The sequence below is a fragment of the Deinococcus metalli genome (assembly GCF_014201805.1).
Classification (GTDB): domain Bacteria; phylum Deinococcota; class Deinococci; order Deinococcales; family Deinococcaceae; genus Deinococcus; species Deinococcus metalli.
The window spans coordinates 137,409-154,456 of record NZ_JACHFK010000009.1; the positions used below are offsets into that span (position 1 = coordinate 137,409).

At 72.7% G+C, this 17,048-nt stretch carries 19 protein-coding genes; 11 read left to right on the forward strand and 8 right to left on the reverse strand.

Annotation, left to right across the window (positions count from 1 at the left end):
• Nucleotides 1-85: 85 nt before the first annotated feature.
• A complete protein-coding gene (locus HNQ07_RS16875) occupies nt 86-718 on the forward strand; it encodes a rhomboid family intramembrane serine protease (protein WP_229832126.1) in 633 nt (210 codons plus the stop codon).
• Here HNQ07_RS16875 and HNQ07_RS16880 read toward each other — a convergent pair.
• From HNQ07_RS16880 to HNQ07_RS16905, 6 genes are all read right to left on the reverse strand, one after another.
• Nucleotides 708-1,316 (reverse strand): VOC family protein, encoded by a 609-nt coding sequence (locus tag HNQ07_RS16880; protein WP_184113894.1) that lies wholly within the window; start codon nt 1,314-1,316, stop codon nt 708-710. The two genes, HNQ07_RS16875 and HNQ07_RS16880, sit on opposite strands and share 11 nt — an antisense overlap.
• A gap of 55 nt (nt 1,317-1,371) precedes the next feature.
• Nucleotides 1,372-2,637 (reverse strand): NAD(P)/FAD-dependent oxidoreductase, encoded by a 1,266-nt coding sequence (locus HNQ07_RS16885; RefSeq protein WP_184113896.1) that lies wholly within the window; start codon nt 2,635-2,637, stop codon nt 1,372-1,374.
• A 75-nt stretch (nt 2,638-2,712) separates the two neighbouring features.
• Nucleotides 2,713-4,344 carry an MDR family MFS transporter gene (locus HNQ07_RS16890; RefSeq protein ID WP_184113898.1) on the reverse strand — a complete coding sequence of 544 codons (1,632 nt, stop codon included), beginning with the start codon at nt 4,342-4,344 and terminating at the stop codon, nt 2,713-2,715.
• Nucleotides 4,341-4,826 carry a MarR family winged helix-turn-helix transcriptional regulator gene (locus tag HNQ07_RS16895; protein ID WP_184113900.1) on the reverse strand — a complete coding sequence of 162 codons (486 nt, stop codon included), beginning with the start codon at nt 4,824-4,826 and terminating at the stop codon, nt 4,341-4,343. The genes HNQ07_RS16890 and HNQ07_RS16895 overlap by 4 nt, the downstream gene beginning before the upstream one ends.
• Before the next feature lie 184 nt (nt 4,827-5,010).
• Entirely contained in the window at nt 5,011-5,460 is a 450-nt protein-coding gene (locus HNQ07_RS16900; protein ID WP_184113902.1) for an NUDIX domain-containing protein, read from the reverse strand.
• Nucleotides 5,457-6,638 (reverse strand): CynX/NimT family MFS transporter, encoded by a 1,182-nt coding sequence (locus tag HNQ07_RS16905; RefSeq protein ID WP_184113904.1) that lies wholly within the window; start codon nt 6,636-6,638, stop codon nt 5,457-5,459. The genes HNQ07_RS16900 and HNQ07_RS16905 overlap by 4 nt, the downstream gene beginning before the upstream one ends.
• A gap of 268 nt (nt 6,639-6,906) precedes the next feature.
• Here HNQ07_RS16905 and HNQ07_RS16910 point away from each other — a divergent pair, with 268 nt between their 5' ends.
• From HNQ07_RS16910 to HNQ07_RS16950, 9 genes are all read left to right on the forward strand, one after another.
• The gene (locus tag HNQ07_RS16910; RefSeq protein WP_184113906.1) at nt 6,907-7,941 is read left to right on the forward strand and encodes a thiamine ABC transporter substrate-binding protein; all 1,035 of its coding nucleotides are present in this window, start codon (nt 6,907-6,909) and stop codon (nt 7,939-7,941) included.
• Nucleotides 7,942-8,251: 310 nt separating this feature from the next.
• The gene (locus HNQ07_RS16915) at nt 8,252-9,790 is read left to right on the forward strand and encodes an ABC transporter permease (RefSeq protein WP_184113908.1); all 1,539 of its coding nucleotides are present in this window, start codon (nt 8,252-8,254) and stop codon (nt 9,788-9,790) included.
• The gene (locus HNQ07_RS16920) at nt 9,787-10,779 is read left to right on the forward strand and encodes an ABC transporter ATP-binding protein (protein WP_229832124.1); all 993 of its coding nucleotides are present in this window, start codon (nt 9,787-9,789) and stop codon (nt 10,777-10,779) included. The genes HNQ07_RS16915 and HNQ07_RS16920 overlap by 4 nt, the downstream gene beginning before the upstream one ends.
• Nucleotides 10,780-10,910: 131 nt before the next feature.
• Nucleotides 10,911-11,267, forward strand: coding sequence for a hypothetical protein (locus HNQ07_RS16925; protein ID WP_184113910.1), 357 nt, complete (start codon nt 10,911-10,913; stop codon nt 11,265-11,267).
• 179 nt (nt 11,268-11,446) lie between these two features.
• On the forward strand, nt 11,447-12,082 hold the full coding sequence (locus HNQ07_RS16930) for a thiamine diphosphokinase (protein WP_184113912.1): 636 nt from the start codon (nt 11,447-11,449) through the stop codon (nt 12,080-12,082).
• A 124-nt stretch (nt 12,083-12,206) separates the two neighbouring features.
• The gene (locus HNQ07_RS16935; protein ID WP_229832121.1) at nt 12,207-12,773 is read left to right on the forward strand and encodes a hypothetical protein; all 567 of its coding nucleotides are present in this window, start codon (nt 12,207-12,209) and stop codon (nt 12,771-12,773) included.
• A 70-nt stretch (nt 12,774-12,843) separates the two neighbouring features.
• On the forward strand, nt 12,844-14,229 hold the full coding sequence (gene hemL, locus HNQ07_RS16940) for a glutamate-1-semialdehyde 2,1-aminomutase (RefSeq protein ID WP_184113916.1): 1,386 nt from the start codon (nt 12,844-12,846) through the stop codon (nt 14,227-14,229).
• Nucleotides 14,226-14,648, forward strand: coding sequence for a CoA-binding protein (locus HNQ07_RS16945; protein WP_184113918.1), 423 nt, complete (start codon nt 14,226-14,228; stop codon nt 14,646-14,648). Before hemL ends, HNQ07_RS16945 begins: the two co-directional genes overlap by 4 nt.
• A gap of 22 nt (nt 14,649-14,670) precedes the next feature.
• The gene (locus HNQ07_RS16950) at nt 14,671-15,099 is read left to right on the forward strand and encodes a DUF3197 domain-containing protein (protein WP_184113920.1); all 429 of its coding nucleotides are present in this window, start codon (nt 14,671-14,673) and stop codon (nt 15,097-15,099) included.
• Nucleotides 15,100-15,147: 48 nt separating this feature from the next.
• Here HNQ07_RS16950 and HNQ07_RS16955 read toward each other — a convergent pair whose 3' ends face one another.
• Nucleotides 15,148-15,393 (reverse strand): glutaredoxin domain-containing protein, encoded by a 246-nt coding sequence (locus tag HNQ07_RS16955; protein ID WP_184113992.1) that lies wholly within the window; start codon nt 15,391-15,393, stop codon nt 15,148-15,150.
• Between the two features lie 145 nt (nt 15,394-15,538).
• Nucleotides 15,539-16,153 (reverse strand): translation initiation factor IF-3, encoded by a 615-nt coding sequence (infC, locus tag HNQ07_RS16960; RefSeq protein ID WP_184113923.1) that lies wholly within the window; start codon nt 16,151-16,153, stop codon nt 15,539-15,541.
• Between the two features lie 216 nt (nt 16,154-16,369).
• Between infC and HNQ07_RS16965 the strand changes: the two genes are divergently transcribed.
• The gene (locus tag HNQ07_RS16965) at nt 16,370-17,047 is read left to right on the forward strand and encodes an NUDIX hydrolase (protein ID WP_184113925.1); all 678 of its coding nucleotides are present in this window, start codon (nt 16,370-16,372) and stop codon (nt 17,045-17,047) included.
• The last annotated feature ends 1 nt before the right edge of the window (nt 17,048 follow it).

Genomic DNA, 17,048 nt, shown 5'->3' on the forward strand with positions numbered 1-17,048 from the left:
CGCGTGGGCGTGGGCCGTGACGCGGGCGGCGCCTTCGGAAAGCCTTGGGACTTGTTCCCTCATGGCCGTCCGGCACACTGTGGGCGTGCGCTCCCCTGCCCCGCCCCCCCGTCCGGGTTCGCCGCTGGTGCCGCCGCGCCGGGCGCCGCAGGTGCGGCCCGCCCTGACGCTCACGGCGGCGCTGATCGCCGGCGTGTGGGGGCAGGAGGTGGTGGACAGTGTGGGCTTCGGCGGGCGGCTGGACGCCTACGGCATCGAGCCGCGCGTGCCGGGCACGTTCTGGCACGTGCTGACCGCGCCGTTCCTGCACGCGGGCTTCGCGCACCTGATCGCCAACACGGTGCCGCTGGCGGTGCTGACCTTCATGGGCGCGGTGCGCAACGTCTGGCGCTTCGTGGCGGCCCTGATGATCATCGCCGTGCTGGGCGGCGCGCTGGTGTGGCTGTTCGGGCGGGGCGGCAGCGTGCACCTGGGTGCCAGCGAGCTGATCTTCGGGCTGCTGGCGTACCTGCTGGGCGTGGGCTGGTGGGAGCGGACGCCGGTGGCGATCGGCGTGGCGGCCCTGGCCTTCGCGCTGTACGGCGGCATCCTGTGGGGCGTGCTGCCGGGCAACCCCTACGTGTCGTGGGAGTCGCACCTGTTCGGGTTCGTGGCGGGGCTGGTCGCGGCCCTGCTGCTGCACGGCCGCCGGCCCCGGCGCGCGGCCCTCAGAGGGTGACCAGACCGCCGGGCGTCCGCAGCACGGCGCGCAGTTCGGCCTGCGGGGCCTCGTAGACCTCGACCTCGCCCTCGAACTGCAGGGCGTCCAGGCGGGCCCGCAGCCGGTCCGGGTGGGCGGTGCCCAGTTGCAGCTTCACCAGCCGCACCCCGGCGTCCGGGAGGCGCGTGGAGGGGGGCGGGGTCAGCCAGTGGATCAGCGACGGGGCCACGCCGTACATCGGCAGAGCGCCGGTGGCGGGCACCGTCACGCGCCAGCGGTGCTCGCCGCGCGACAGTTCGGGCACCTCGGGGCCGGGGTCGAGGCCCTCGACGGCCGCCACCCAGTGGATCAGGGCGGGGCCGGCGTCCAGCTGCGCGCGCATCTCGTCGGTGTCCAGCGCGAACCAGCGCGGGCGGCCCGGCGCGGGCGCGGCCGGATTCACGGCGATGACCTCCGCGTAGGCGTCGGGACCGAGGGACAGCAGGGCGTTGTGGGTGCCGTACGCGGCGTGCTCGCCGCCGGGCTGCATGGGCACGCCGAGGCGACCCTCCAGCCACGCGCGGCCCTCGTCCAGGGTGCGCGCGGCGATGACCAGGTGATCGAGACGGGCCGTCATGCGCCCAGCATACGTTCACGAACGCGCGCCGCAGGAGCGGGCGAGAACGGTGCCGTCACGCCCCGCGCGGACGGCTCATGCCGTGCAGGTCGCCCAGCACGATGGCGGCGGCCTTCTCGCCGCTCTCCAGCGCACCCTGGATGCCGCTCATGGACGTCACCTCGCCGGCGAGCAGCACGCCGGGCAGGGCGGTGGCGTGGCCGGGCAGGGTGGCGGCATAGCCGGGCGGCTGCGGGTACTGCGCGTGGCGGATGCGTTCGGTGAGCAGTGGGCGCAGGCCCTGCGCGGCCGGCCCGCCGTACCACCCGCCGAGTTCGCCGCGCACGCGGGCGTCCAGGGCGTCGTCGTCGAGGTCCGGCAGGCCCAGCACCGTCACGGTCAGCAGGTGCTGGCCGGCGGGCGCGCGGCCCGGCACGGCGTTCGACAGCCAGTGCGCGTTGTTGATCACGCCGCTTCGCGCGTTCAGCAGCAGCCGGACCTCCGGGTCGAGGCGGTCGCGCGCGGCGTAGTACACGTACGTGCTGCCCACACTGCCGCGCGACACGGGCTCGCCGGTCAGGGCCTGCGCGGTGTTCGGATCGGTGGCGACGATCACCTGCCGCGCGTCGATGTCGCCGGCGGTGGTAACCGCCGTGACGTGCTCGCCGTGCGGCAGGACGCGGGTCACGCGGGTGGACACGCTGACGTCCACGCCCTGCGCGAGTTGCGCGCTGACCGATCCCATGCCCGCGCGCGGAAGGGCCGCGCCGCCGTCCATCAGCATGCGGAAGTAGTAGCGGAACAGCCGCGCCGACGTGTCGAGCGTGCGGTCCAGGAAGATGCCGCCGAAGAACGGCCGGAAGAACACGTCCAGGGCCGCGCCGCTGAAGCCCTGGCGGCGCAGGTACGCGGCGGTGGTCTCGTCCGGGCCGACCAGCAGGCTGTGCGGCGCCGGCACCCGCAGCGCGGCGGCGAGCTTCGCCACGCGCAGCTTGTCCGCCAGCGGCAGCACGCGCGTGGTGAGCGTCGAGAACAGCCCGGCCGGATCGCGGATGGGGTCGCCCAGCACGTCCACGCGGGCGCCGCGGCGCACGGCCGCCGCCGGGGGCAGCGCCACCAGATCCAGCGCCGCGAGGTCGAGCTGCCGCTTCACGGCCGGGTACGCCGGGAACAGCACCTGATACCCGGCGTCGAGCGTGAAGCTGTCCACCGTGCGCGAGCGGACGCGCCCGCCCACCTCCGACCCCGCCTCCAGCACGCGCACGCGGCGCCCGGCACGCGTCAGGGTGCGCGCCGCCGTGAGGCCCGCGAGCCCCCCTCCGATCACCAGAACGTCGAGCATGCGGACAGTAGAGCAGAGAGCGGTGAGCAAAGGGCAGAGGGCCCACGCCCTCGGCCCTCCGCTCGCTGCTCCCCGTCAGTCCGTCGCGCCGGCGCGGTCCAGCCGGGTCTCCTCGACCTTCACGGTGGCGCGGCCCCGCAGGGGGCGTTCGGGCAGGAACACCGTGACCACGAAGGCCAGCCCCACCAGCACCGCCGAGACCAGGAACACGTGGTCGATGGCGCCCATCAGCACGCCGCGCAGCGCGTCCAGCACCGGGGTCAGGAGTTCGGGGTGCCCCACCTTGCCCAGGGCGCCGCCCAGCGCCTGCGTGGCCTGCTGGCTGCTCAGGACGTTGGGGTTGGCGATGGCGTCCTGCACGGGCGCGGGCAGCGTGCGCGCGGCGGCGGGCAGGGCGGGACCGAGGTTCGCGGCGAGCTGCGCGTTCACCAGCGCGCCGAAGAGGCTGACGGCCAGCGTGCCGCCGATCTGCCGGAAGAACTGGTTGCCGCCGGTGGCGCTGCCGAGCTGCTCGCGCGGCGCGGCGTTCTGCACGGCCAGGGTCAGCTGGCTGTTCACCGGGCCCAGGCCGATGCCCAGCAGGATCATCAGGCCCACGGCGAGCATCAGCGGGGTGCCCAGCGACAGCTGCGTGGCGAGCAGCAGCGCGCCGGTGGCGACGGCCGAGCCCAGCAGCACCATCCACTTGTAGCGGCCGGTGCGGCTCACGATCTGCCCCGACAGGGTGGAGGTCAGGATCATGCCGCCCATCAGGGGCGCGAGGGCCAGGCCGCTGCCGCTGGCGCTGGCGCCGCGCACGCCCTGCATGTACAGCGGCAGGTACAGGATCGCGGCGTACATGCCGGCGCTGACCAGCAGGCCGGCCACCGAGGCCGTGAGGATCGAGCGCTCGCCCATCAGGCGCAGGTTCAGGATGGGGCGTTCCTGCCGGCCCGCGTGCCACGCGTACCATCCGCCCAGGACGACCGTGGCGGCCAGCAGGCCGAGGATGCGCGGGCTGCCCCACGCGTAGGTGCCGCCGCCCCAGCTCATGGCGAGGGTCAGGGTGGTGACGGTGCCGGCCAGCAGCGCCGCGCCCAGCGCGTCGAAGTGCCCGCGCGCACCGGGGGCCGGCAGGCGGAAGAAGCGGAAGATCACGGCGGCCGCCAGCAGCGCGAAGGGGATGTTCACGAAGAACACGCTGCGCCACCCGAGGTGGTCCGTCAGGAACCCGCCGACCAGCGGGCCGACGACGCTGCTCACGCCCCACACCGCCCCGGTGTAGCCCTGGTACTTGCCGCGCTCCAGCGGCGTGAAGATGTCCGCGATGGCGGTGAAGCTCATGGCCATCAGGGTGCCGCCGCCGATGCCCTGGAAAGCGCGCCACACGATCAGCTGTTCCATGCTGGTCACGAAGCCCAGCGCGACCGAGCACACGGCGAACACCGCGATGCCGAACAGCAGCAGTGGCCGCCGCCCGAAGCGGTCGCTGACCGTGCCGACGATGGGAATGGTGATGGTGGTGGCCAGCGAGTACGCGGTGAAGGCCCACGCGTACAGGTGGAAGCCGCCCAGGTCCGAGATCACGCGCGGCATGGCACTGCCGACCACCGTGAGGTTGAGGCTGGCGAGGAACAGCACCGTCAGGATGCCGACGAAGGCGAGGAGCTTGTCACGTGGGGCCAGAGCGGCGCCCACGGGCGTGGGAAGGGGGGCAGGGCTGGTCATGCGGTTCTCCCGGTGGCGGCGAGGGGCTGGGGACTGAGCGCGTCGTGCAGGTTCCGCAGGGCTTCCAGGGCGGCCTGCACGGTGGCCGGCGGCACGTGGCCGAAGTGGGTGCCCACGATGGCCTGACCGCTGGCGCGCACGCCCGCCCGGGTGGCCTCGCCCTGGGGGGTCAGGCGCAATTCGAAGCGGCGCAGGTCGCTGGGGTCCGTGACGCGCTCGACCAGCCCGGCCCCGACCAGCGTGGTGATGATGCGGGTCACGGTGGGGGCGGGCAGGTTCTGCGCGGCAGCGACCTTGCCGGGCGTGTGGGCGCCGTCCATGATCGCGGCCAGCACGACGAGTTCCTTGGTGTTCAGGCCGGTGGCCTGCTCCAGCGGCTCGTCGAGCGCCTGCATGAAGCGCCGCGACAGGCGCAGGGTCAACCGGACGACGTCGTACAGGTCGTCCGGTGGGGCATCAGTGGGAGACAGGGACAGACTCATTTCATTTGGAAGTATTCCATACGAAAGTACCCCTGGCAACCGGAAGGTGTTCATCCTTCAGGGAAACGATGGGCCGCCTCCTGCATGCCAGACACGCGCATCGGAGCCAGCCCTGGGCATGGCTGTGGGCAGCCCGACGAATTGGGGGCAGCGCCCTACTTCAGGTGTGGACCGCTCGCTGCGGTCAGATCAGCACGCGCAGGTCTGCCCAGCCGTCGAGCAGTTCCGTCAGGCGGGCGCCGCCCAGCAGGTGCGCGCGCAGGATGCCCCCCACCCACCACAGCGCGTCCGGCGGCAGGGCATCCGGCGCGAACCACGCGACCTCCGAGGTCTTGTCGAGCGGCCGGGGCTCGCCCGACCACGAGCGGGCGAGGAAGAACACGTCGGCGCCCTGCGCTCCGCCGTGGTCGTAGCGGCATACGCCCAGGGGGTCCAGCGCCGCGACGTGCGCGACCACCCCGACCTCCTCCAGCGCCTCGCGGACGGCGGCGTCTGCCAGGGCCTCGCCCGGCTCGACCCGGCCGCCCGGCAGGCCCCACTCGCCCTCGCCGTACGACGTGCCCGCGCGCCGGCCCAGCAGGACACGCCCGGCACCGTCCTGCACGATCAACCACGACACCAGATGGAAACTCATGCGGCCCTCCGCGCCGGCCGGGTGGCCCACAGGCCGGTGACCAGCACCAGACCCGTGACCACGATCAGGAACCACAGCGGAGCATTCCACCCGCCGGTGCGGTCGTGCAGCGCCCCGAAGGCAACCGGTCCCGTCGCCGCCAGCGAGTAGCCCACGCCCTGCGCCAGCGCGGACAGCTGCGGGGCCTGCGCGGGCGTGTGGGCGCGCACGGCCATCAGGTACAGCGCGAGCGGAAAGGTGCTGCCGCAGCCCGCGCCCAGCAGCAGCGTCCACACCAGCGGCTGCGCCGGCGCGAGCAGCAGCCCCAGCAGGCCGATCAGATCCAGCGCGGCGGCCACCACGATCAGCGGCCGCGCGCCCCAGCGCCCCGCGAGGATCGGCATGAGCAGCGCGAAGGGCAGCTGCACCACGTTGCCCACCGACAGCAGCGACCCCGCCACCCCGGCGCTCAGGCCCTGGTCGTGCCACACGCGCGGCAGCCACGCCAGCCACGTAAAGAACACCAGAGACTGCGTGCCCATAAACAGCGTCACCGGCCACGCGGCGGGATTGCGGAATACGTCGCGCCACACCGGCACCGCGCCGACGCCACGGTGCGGGCGGCCCCGCACGGCCGGCAGCCAGCCCAGCACGCCCAGCAGGGCAACGCCAGCCCACGTGCCCAGCGACGCCCGCCACGACCCGCCCACGGTCTGTAGCGGCACCGCCACCGCCGACGCGAGCGCGGCCCCGCCCACCACCGCCAGGGTGTACACGCCCAGCATCGGGCCGACGCGCGCGGGAAAGTCGCGGCGCACCAGGCTGGGCAGCAGCACGTTTACCACCGCGATCCCCGAGCCCACCAGCACGGTGCCCAGCAGGATCACGCCCAGCGTCGGCCCGGCCCGCAGCAGCGCGCCCACGCCCAGCACGGCGACCATCGCCAGGATCACGGTCTCGCTGCTCCAGCGGCGCGTCAGCAGCGGCGCCAGCAGCGCGAGCAGCCCCCAGCACAGCAGCGGAATGGTGGTCAGCAGACCCGCCGTGGCGGCACTCAGGTGGAGTTCGGACTGGAGCTGCGGCAGCAGCGGCCCGAAGCCCGCGATGGCCGGGCGCAGGTTCAGCGCGACCAGCACCACGCCCAGCACCAGCAGGGCCGGCGGCGCCGCGCGGCGGGACGGACGGTCGGCGGACGTCATCTCCCCCACCATGCCGCATTCCGGCCGCACGTGTCCGTGTTCGGCCGAAACGTCCACTTCAGGACTCGCGCCCCGGGCCGCCGGCGGTGCTCACCTGCTATCCTGCTCCCGCGTCACCGGGGGTGCCCCGCCTCCGCCACTTGCGGCGGACACGGGCTGAGACTTACCCCAGGAACCTGATCCGGGTCATTCCGGCGGAGGGAGCGTGACCGGAGTGCAGCGCAGGGCTGCCTCCCCGCTTCCCCTCGTGACGCGAGGGGACTTTTTTATGCGTACACCTGCTGTGTTTCTGAGCCTGCTGCTTGCCGGCGCCGCCCACGCCCAGACCGCCACGCTGACGGTCGCCACCCACGACTCCTTCGACGTGGACAAGAAATTGATCGCTGCGTTCGAGCAGCAGAACGGCGTGAAGGTGCGCTTCGTGAAGGGCGGCGACGCCGGCGACCTCCTCAACCGGCTGATCCTGACCCGTCGCGCTCCCATCGCGGACGTCGTGTATGGCCTGGACAACAGTCTGCTGGCCCGCGCGAAGGCCGCCGACCTGCTCACGCCGTACGTCTCGCCCAACCTGACAAACGTGCCGGCCGCCCGCCGCCTGGACGAGGCCGGCGCCCTGAACACCGTCGATTACGGGTACGTGGCCCTGAACTTCGACCGCGCGTACTTCCAGAAAGCGGGGCTGGCCCTGCCCACCTCCCTGGACGACCTGAAGACCCCCACCTACGCCAAGCTGACGGTCGTGGAGAGCCCGGCCACCAGCAGCCCCGGCCTGGCCTTCCTGCTCGCCACCGTGACCCACTACGGCGAACAGGGCGCGTGGGCGTGGTGGAAGGCGGCCCGCACGAACGGCATGAAGGTCGCGCGCGGCTGGAGCGACGCGTACAACAAGGAGTTCAGCCGCAATGGCGGCAAGTACCCCATCGTGCTGTCCTACGCCAGCAGTCCCGCCGCCGAGGTCTACTACGCCGACGGCTACGACCCCAAGAAGCTGCCCGATCAGGCCCCCACCGGGAACCTGTTGCTGCCCGGCAGCACGTGGCTGCAACTCGAGGGCGTCGGCATCCTGAAGGGCACCAGGCAGGCCGCCCTGGCGCGCAAGTTCGTGGACTTCATGCTCAGTCCCGCCGTGCAGGCCGACTTCCCGACCCGCATGTGGGTCTACCCGGCCGTAAGCGGCGTGAAGCTCGACCCCGTCTACCGCTACGCCCAGGTGCCTGACAGTCAGCCGGGGGGAACTCCCGTGCCCGCGAATCCCCAGCGCCTCGTGGACGCCTGGATCACCAACGTCCTGCGGGCGCGTTAGGCCGGAGAGGGATCACGAGAGCAGCCATCCACCCTGTGCCCCACCCACCACGCCAGCGGGAGGGGTTCCTGGCTCCGGTGGTCAAAAGTCGATCAGCGGTTCCAGACGTCCCACCGAACAACTCGCCGCAGATCCCCACCGGCCCTTGGACGCGCAGCGTCCGGGCCTATCGCGGGGCGGAGCATGGCGTCGAGGCCGGAACATGGGCAGGCCTGACCCGCCGACCCACCGCGCGGACCAACTCCTGCCCAGCGCAGCGCCGCTCCCCCCTGCCCCGCCGGGGTAGGGGGGCTGGGGGGGTGGGGCAACCGTGAGCCGCAACCCCCCCCTCCTCCTGACCCTCCCCGCCCTCCTCTTCATCACCGCCTTCCTCGCCGTGCCGCTCGTGCGAACCCTGCTGGAGGGCGGCGTGAACCTGAGCGTGTGGCGCGACCCCTACTTCCTGGGCCGCCTGGCGTGGACGCTGGCGCAGGCAGCCGGCACCGCCCTGCTGGCGCTGTTGCTGGGCGCGCCGCTGGCCTACCTGCTGTCGCGCTACGACGTGCCGGGCAAGGCCCTGTTCCTGCGCCTGCTGCTGCTGCCGTTCGTGACCCCGGTGCTGGTGGCGGTGCTGGGCCTGTCGGCGCTGCTCGGGCCGCACGGCTGGGTGACGCGCTGGACGGGCGTGGACATCAGCGACTCGCCCGCGCTGCTGATCCTGGGGAACCTGTTCTTCAACCTGCCGGTCATGGTGCGGCTGGCGTACGGGGGCTTCTCGCGGGTGCCGCCGGCGCTGCTGGGCGCGGCGCGGTCGCTGGGAGCGTCGGCGTGGGGGGCGGCGTGGTCGGTGGCGGTGCCCCTGGCGCTGCCGGGCGTGGCGGCGGGGGCAGTGCTGGTCTTCCTGTACTCGGCGCTCAGTTTCGGGCTGCCGCTGGCGCTGGGCGGCGAGGCATACGGCACGCTGGAGGTGGAGGTCTACCAGTCGGCCTTCGCGCTGCGGCTGCCGGAGGCGAGCGCACTGATCCTGGGCCAGCTCGCCCTGACGCTGGTGGCGACGTGGGTGTACGTGTCGCTCACGCGCGGGGGCACGGGAGTGCCCGCCCCGGCGGTGCCGCGGGCGTGGGGGGGCGCGCTGCTGGGGGTGCTGGCGCTGGGCACCGTGACCGCCGTGATCTGCTTCGCGCCGCTGCTGGCGGTGGTGGCGCGCGGCCTGCTGGGGTCTGCCGGCCCGACGCTGGCGTACTGGCAGGGCGTGCTGACCGACCAGCAGACCGGCCTGCTGGTGTGGAACACGGTGCGTTTCGCGCTGCTGGCCGGTGTGGGGGCCGTGCTGCTGGGTGGCTCGTTCGCGCTGGGGGCATGGCGGGCGCGCTCGCGGGTGCTGGACGCCACGTCGCTGCTGCCGCTGATGGTGTCGCCGGTCAGTCTGGCGGTCGGGTACCTGCTCGCGTACCCCCGGCTGGCCGCCACCCTGCCGATGCTGCTGGCCGCGTACGTTCTGCTGGCGCTGCCGCTGGTGGTGCGCTCACTGCTGCCGGCACTGCGGGCCCTGCCGCCGCGCGTGCTGGAGGCGGCGCGTTCACTGGGCGCGGGGCCGTGGGCGGTGTTCCGCACGGTGACGTGGCCGCTGACCCTTCCGGCCCTGCGGGGCGGCGCGGCGCTGGCCCTGTCCACCGTGCTGGGGGAATTCGGCGCGACCCTGGTGCTCACACGCCCGGAGTGGGCGACCCTCAGCACCGGGCTGTACGAGCGGCTGGGCCGGCCCGGCGAGCGCAATCTGGGCGAGGCGTGCGCGCTGGCGACGGCGCTGCTGCTGCTGTCGGCGCTGACCTTCACGGTGCTGGACGGTGGCCGGGGAGAGATGACGTGACCGCGCTGACCATCACCGGCCTGAGCAAGACCTTCGGGACGGTGCGGGCCGTGCAGGACGTGTCGCTGGAGGTCGCGGCGGGCGAGACGCTGACGCTGCTGGGGCCGTCCGGCTGCGGCAAGAGCACGGTGCTGCGCTGCGTGGCGGGCCTGGAACGCCCGGACACGGGCCGCATAGAGATGGCCGGGCGGGACGTGACAGAACGGCCGCCCGAGGCCCGGCACGTGGGCCTGGTCTTCCAGGACTACGCGCTGTTCCCGCACCTGAGCGTGCTGGAGAACGTGGCCTACGGCCCCCGCCGGCGTGGCGCTCCACGGGCCGTGGCGGGGGCGCGGGCGCGCGAGGTGCTGGCCTTGGTGGGCCTGCCGGGGATGGAGCGCCGCAGTCCCGCGCAGCTGTCGGGTGGGCAGCAGCAGCGTGTGGCCCTGGCCCGCGCGCTGGCGACCGACGCGGGCCTGCTGCTGCTGGACGAGCCGCTGTCGAACCTGGACGAGCAGCGCCGCGACGAGCTGCGCTCTGACCTGCGGGCGCTGTTCGGCCGGGTGGGCGCGGGCGTGCTGTTGGTCACGCACGACCAGCGCGAGGCCCTGGCGCTGAGCGACCGGGTGGCGGTCATGCGCGCGGGTCAGATTGTTCAGCAGGGCGCGGCGCACGACGTGTTCGCCCGGCCGGAATCGGCGTGGGTGGCGGCGTTCCTGGGGTGGGCGAACATCCTGTCGGGTGGGCCGGACCGGGCCCGGCTGGTGCCGGAGGCCGCGGTGCGCGTGGGCATGGGCGCGGCCGTGCCCGTGACCGCCCAGCAGCCGACGGAGCGTGGCCGGACCGTCACGGTGGCGCACCCGCTCGGCCCCCTGACCCTGCACCTCAGCGCCCGCGAGTCCGCGCTGATCGACGGGAACACGCTGCGGCTCGACGTGAACCTGACCAGCCTGCTGGACGTGCCGGACGACCGGGCCGTCCCGCCGCATGCGGGCGCCGGCGGCCCGTGATCTCCACTCAAGATCGGGGTGTGGGATGGGTCGGCCGCGCCCGACTTACCCGGTGGCGCGTGGACGCGTGCCCGTGGCGGCCACGTCCCCAGGAGGAAGACCTACTCAGGAACAGGCAGATAGCGTTCCGTGTGCTGGCGGTCTGGTTGTGTCTGGCGGGCGTGGCCCTGCTGTTCCCGAGGGTGGGCGACGGGGTCTTCGACCTGCACCTCACGAACTGGGGGCTGGCGTCCGAGTACGGGGGCATCCTCGTCAGCCTGGACGCGCTGTACTGGGTGTTCTCCACCGACACCGAGCGCTACGCCCCGGTGATGGGCGTGGTGGGCCTGGCGCTCGTGCTGAATGTCGTCATCACCATCTACTGGTGGGCGGTGGGGCACTACCCGTTCCAGAGCGCGGTCTTCAACGTGGTGATCAACAGCGTGATGGCGGTGTGGCTGTGGAGCCTGCGGCCCCGCCCGGCCGGGTCGGCCCGCGCGCCGTCCTGAGCCCTGGCCCTAGAGCATTTGACAGAATTACGGCCCCTGGGGGACAGCGCCCCAGGTGCCTCCATTCTGCCCAATGCTCTTGTCAAATTCACTCGCTCTCTTCGAGCTGTGCCAGTCCGCTCGGCCAACGAATGCGGAACGGCACCGCATTCTTATGGCACCTGCCCTAGACTGGCGGGATGACCGCGTGGATTCTGGTCGGCGGCCGACTGGTCTCCACCCCGGCGCTGCGGGCGCTGCCGCGTCCGGCCGTGGTCGTGGCGGCGGACGGCGGGGCGCGGCACGCGGGCGTGCTGGGCGTGACCGTGGAGGCGTGGGTGGGGGATTTCGATTCCTCGGCCGGGCTGGAGCTGGATGCCCCGCGCGAGGTGCACCCGGCCGCGAAGGACGAGACGGACGCGGAACTGGCCGTGCGCGTGGCCCTGAAGCGGGGGGCGCACGAGGTGGTGATCGTGGGGGCCTTCGGGGGCCGCTTCGACCACACGGCGGCCCTCACGCTGGGCGCGCTGCGGCTGGCCCGCGACGCGCACGCGGGCGTGACCCTGACCAGCGGCGACGAGTGGGCGTGGCCCCTGCTGCCCGGCCCCGCGCTGACGCTGGACCTTCCGCCGGGCACGACGCTCAGCGTGATCGCGGCCTCCGACCTGGGCGGGCTCTCGCTGTCGGGCGTGCGCTGGCCGCTGTCCGGGGCGGACGTGCCGCTGGGCAGCGGCTGGACGGTCAGCAACGAGACGCGGGGCGGCCCGGTCACGGCGTCGCTGCGCAGCGGCTGGGCGCTCGTGACCGCCCTGACCGGCGACTTCCCGGCCGCCTGAGGCAGCCAGGTCATGGGCCGGCACCGAGCCGGGAACCCAGCGGGCCTGGGCGCCGTACCGGTCAGGGATGAGACAGAGACGTGGAGTGGGCTGCGGGTGCCTGGGCTGTGGTGGATCGCTGCTGGTGCTGGTGGTTCTGGCGGCGGTGGCGTGGTTCGTGGTGATCAAGCCCGCGCAGCAGTTCCTGGCGAACTGGCGGCCGCCCCAGACGCAGTCGCAGGGGCAGACGCCGCCGCCCAGCGGGAACGTGCAGGCCCCGCTGACGAGGGCGGACGTGCAGAAGTTCGTGCGGGTGCGCCGCGACATCCGCGCGGCCCTGGGCGAGAGCTTCACCGGGGCGCAGGAGGTGTACACGCAGATCCAGGCGGGCCAGACGCCGAACGTGGTGCAGGTGCTGAACGTGCTGCGGCAGGTGGGCAGCAGCATCGGCGCGGCCCGCACGGCCCAGACGGCCGCCCTGCGCCGCGAGAACATGAGCGCGGAACGCTACGCGGCGGTCCGCACCGAGATCAACCGCGGCCTGGGCGTGCCGGACGTGGACTTCGCCAAGGCCGCCGACGCACTCCAGAAAGGCCAGATGCCGGACCTGAACTCCACCGTGCAGACGGCCTCGGCGCAGGAGAAGGCGCTGGTCGAGCCGTTCCGGCAGGAGCTGACGGCGACCGCGGCGGTGGGGCTGCTGGGCCTGTAGCGCGGGCACACGGGACGATAAAGGAGCGCGGGCTTCCTTCCTTGGCGGGGGCCCGCGCTAACGTAGGGCCATGACCCGTGACGTGCCCGTGGCTCCCGCTCCGTCCCCCGCCGGGCCGTCGTCCACGGCGCGCTCGGAGGCGCTGTTCGCGCGGGCGCGGGCGGTCACGCCGGGCGGCGTGAACAGCCCGGTGCGCGCGTTCCGCTCGGTGGGGGGCGTGCCGCGCTTCATCGCCTCGGCGCACGGCGCGTACCTGACCGACGTGGACGGCGCGCGGTACATCGACTACATCGGGTCGTGGGGTCCGATGATCCTGGGCCACGACCACCCGGCGGTGCGGGAAGCAGTCGCGCACGCGCTGTCGGGCGGCACGAGCTTCGGGGCGCCGTCCGCGCGCGAGGTGGAACTCGCGGAACTCGTCACGCGCCTGACCGGCACGGACAAGGTGCGCTTCACGTCCAGCGGCACCGAGGCGACCATGAGCGCCCTGCGGCTGGCGCGCGGCTTCACCGGCCGCAAGTTCATCGTGAAGTTCCGCGGGAATTACCACGGGCACGCCGACGGTCTGCTGGTCGAGGCCGGCAGCGGCCTGATGACGAACGCCGACGGCCCGCTGGGCGCGGCGGCCCCCAGCAGCGCGGGGGTGCCGCCGGAATACGCGGCCCTGACGCTGGTGACGGAATACAACGACCCGGCCGCGCTGGACGCCCTGATGCAGGAGCGCGGCGCCGAGATCGCGGCCGTGATCTTCGAGCCCGTGGTGGGCAACGCCGGGGTCCTGGTGCCCACGCCGGACTTCGTGGACGCCCTGCACCGTGTGAAGGATGCCGGCGCGCTCTTGATCGCGGACGAGGTGATGACGGGCTTCCGGCTGTCGCTGAGCGGCGCGACCGGCCTGCTGGGCCTGGAGCCCGACCTGAGCTGCTGGGGCAAGATCATCGGCGGCGGCCTGCCGGTCGGGGCCTACGGGGGCCGGGCGGAGATCATGGAGTTCGTGTCTCCGCAGGGCCCGGTGTACCAGGCCGGCACCCTGAGCGGCAACCCGCTGGCGATGGCGGCGGGCCTGGCGACCCTGCGGACGCTGGAGGCCGACCCCGACATCTACGCCCGCCTGGACGCGTACACGGCGCGGCTCGCGGCCGGGCTTCAGGACGCGGCCCATGCGGCGGGCGTGCCCATCTCGGTCAACCGCATCGGGTCGATGCTCACGGCCTTCCATCAAGGCGCGCCGCACGGCTCGGTGGGCAGCTACGCGCAGGCGGCCGGCAGCGACACGGCGGGGTTCGCGGCGTGGTTCCAGGGCATGCTCGCGCGGGGCGTGTACTGGGCACCGTCGCAGTTCGAGAGCATCTTCGTCAGCGCCGCGCACACGGACGCCGAGCTGTCGACCACGCTGGACGCGGCCCACACCGCCTACACCGCTGCCGCCGGGGCGGCCAAAGGAGCGACCTCGTGACCACGCTGCATGCCGACCTGACCCGCATCCTGAAACAGAGCCGGGTGGTGGCGGTCCTGGGCTTCCATCCGGACACCATGAAGCCGGCGCATTTCGTGCCGGAGTACCTGCAGCGGCAGGGCTACACGGTCATTCCCGTGAATCCGGCCCTGGCGCAGCGCGGCGAGAGCTATTTCGGCCAGAAGGCGGTCGCGTCCCTGGCGGAACTCACGGTGCCGGTGGACGTCGTGGAGGTGTTCCGCCGCAGCGACAAGGTGCGCTCGCACCTGGAGGACATCCTGGCCATGCAGCCGCTGCCGAAGGTCGTGTGGATGCAGCAGGGCATCCGGGACGACAGCGTGGCGGCCGAGCTGACGGCGCGCGGCATCGAGGTCGTGCAGAACCGCTGCATGCTCACGGACCACCGCGCGCTGATGTGATGCCGGCGGCTACACTGCACACATGAACGTCGCCGATCCGCTGGGAGTGCCCGGAGCGCCGCAGGAGACCCTGAACGCCGTCATGGCCCGCGTGGAGGGCTCGGAGCTGACGGGAGGCAGGCTGATCCTGGTCACGGACCGGCAGGGCGAGCGCCCGCGCGCCGGATACGCGGCGCTGCTGGTCACGGGGCAGGGCGCGGGCGCCTCGGCGGTGGTCACGGCGGCGGCCTTCGGGCCGCGCTTCGGGGCCGCGGGCGCCCAGGCCCTGTCGGCGCTGGTGCGCTGGGCCGAGGGCCAGAATCTGCCGGTGCGCGAGACGGTCCTGAGCGCGTCGGATTTCACGCGGGTGCTGGCCGAGCCCGATGCCGACGAGGTCGCGCACCTCGTGGCGTCCAGCAACCCCAGCGATCCCGGCATCTACACAGTGCGGCCGGTGCCGGCCGGGAGCTGATACGAATGCGGGCCGCCCTATATAGGGCGGCCCGCACGTGCGTGGGGCTTACAGGCCGGCCTGGGCCAGGAACGCGTCGAGTTTCTGCGGCCGGAAGCCGCTGAGGCTGGCCGCGACGTCGCCCGCGACCAGGGTGGGCACGCTGCGGCGCCCGCCGTTCACGCTCATCACGTACTCGGCGGCCTGATCGTCCTGCTCGATGTTGATCTCCTCGTAGGGAATGCCGCGGCTGGTCAGGGCGCGCTTGGCGGCCTGGCAGTCGCCGCACCACGTGGTGGTATACATCTTGATCACGGTGAACCTCCCGGAGTCGAACTCCACATCCTCAGTTTACAAAATAAAGCAGGGCTGAACGCGAGACGGCCCACCATTGGCGGTGGGCCGTGCTTGACTGCTGAGCTGGCGAGGACACTCCAGGCGTCCTGGCTGCGCTGTTGCCTCAGACGGTCGCGGTCGGTTCGGGCGCGGCGGCAGGGCTGGCCGGGGCCGACACGGCCACGCCCTCGTCCTCGGCGCGGTCCCGGCGGGGCGCCGGCGCGGCTTTGGGGGCCATGATCATGTTCATGTCCATGCCCATCATGCTCGGCATGCTTTCGGGCGCGCCGATGTCCGCCAGCGTCTCCGCGACGCGGGTCAGAATCCGTTCGCCGAGTTCCGGGTGCGTCCGCTCGCGGCCACGGAACATGATGGTGACCTTGACCTTGTGGCCTTCTTCCAGAAAGCGGCGCACGTGCCCGGTCTTGGTGTTGAAGTCGTGGTCATCGATCTTGACGCGGAACTTGATCGCCTTGACTTCCTGCGCGCGGGCGCGCTTGCGGTTTTCCTTCTCGTTCTGCTGCTGCTCGTAGCGGAACCGGCCATAGTCGAGCAGGCGGCACACAGGGGGAACGGCCTGCGGGCTGACCATGACGAGATCCAGGCCCGCTTCACGCGCCATACCCATGGCGTCGCGCGTGTCGATAATGCCCACCTGCTCGCCCTCCGCGCCGATCAGACGGATCTGCCGGACACGGATCTGCTCGTTGACCTTGTGGTCTTTCGCTATGTTCATCACCTCCGCTCGCCCTGCGCACGCTGGCGCCAGGGCGGCTGTCCCACGCACTTGCGGGGAGACCGTAGTTTACCACGTGGACCACGGCTCCGGCCGAAGTCATCCCTGCGCGCAGCAGCGCCCGAAATCCCGGGCGAAACGTGTACTGGACTCTGTTGACCGCCAAACCCCTAGACGCTTATCCTTGACGTACCGAGTACACGAATCTACCATCCGGGGATGACCCGGCTGATCCTTCCACCACAGGCCACACAGGTGGGCCTGGCGGTGGACGTGGCCGCCTTCGCCATGCACGGCGGCGAACTGCGCGTCCTGCTCGTGCAGCGCGGCGCCCTGCCGCACGCCCGGGACTGGGCCCTGCCCGGCGGCTTCGTCCAACCCGGCGAGGAGCTCCACGAGGCCGCGCTGCGGGAACTGCGCACCGAGACCACCGTGCAGCTCGAACCCCGCCACCTCGAGCAGTTCTATACCTTCGGCGAGGTGAACCGCGACCCGCGCGGCCGGATCGTGAGCGTCGCGCACCTGGCCGTGCTGCCCCACGGCACGGTGCACGTCACGGCCGGCGGGCACACCCTGGGCGCCGAGTGGCTCAGCGCCCACCAGCCCCCCACGCTGGCCTTCGACCACCACGCCATCCTCGACAAGGCCATCGGGCGGCTGCAACTGCGCCTGGAGTACGGCAACCTCGCCATGGAGTTCCTGCCGGACACCTTCACGCTGCCGGAACTCCAGGGCGTGTACGAGGCCGTGCTGAACCGCAATCTGGACAAACGCAACTTCCGCAAGAGGTTGCTGTCGCAGGGCATCCTGACGCCCAGCGGCGAGCGCCGTACCGGGGTGGGCCGCCCCGCCCAGCTCTACCGACGCGCCAAACACGCCCGCCTCGCGGCGCTGTAGA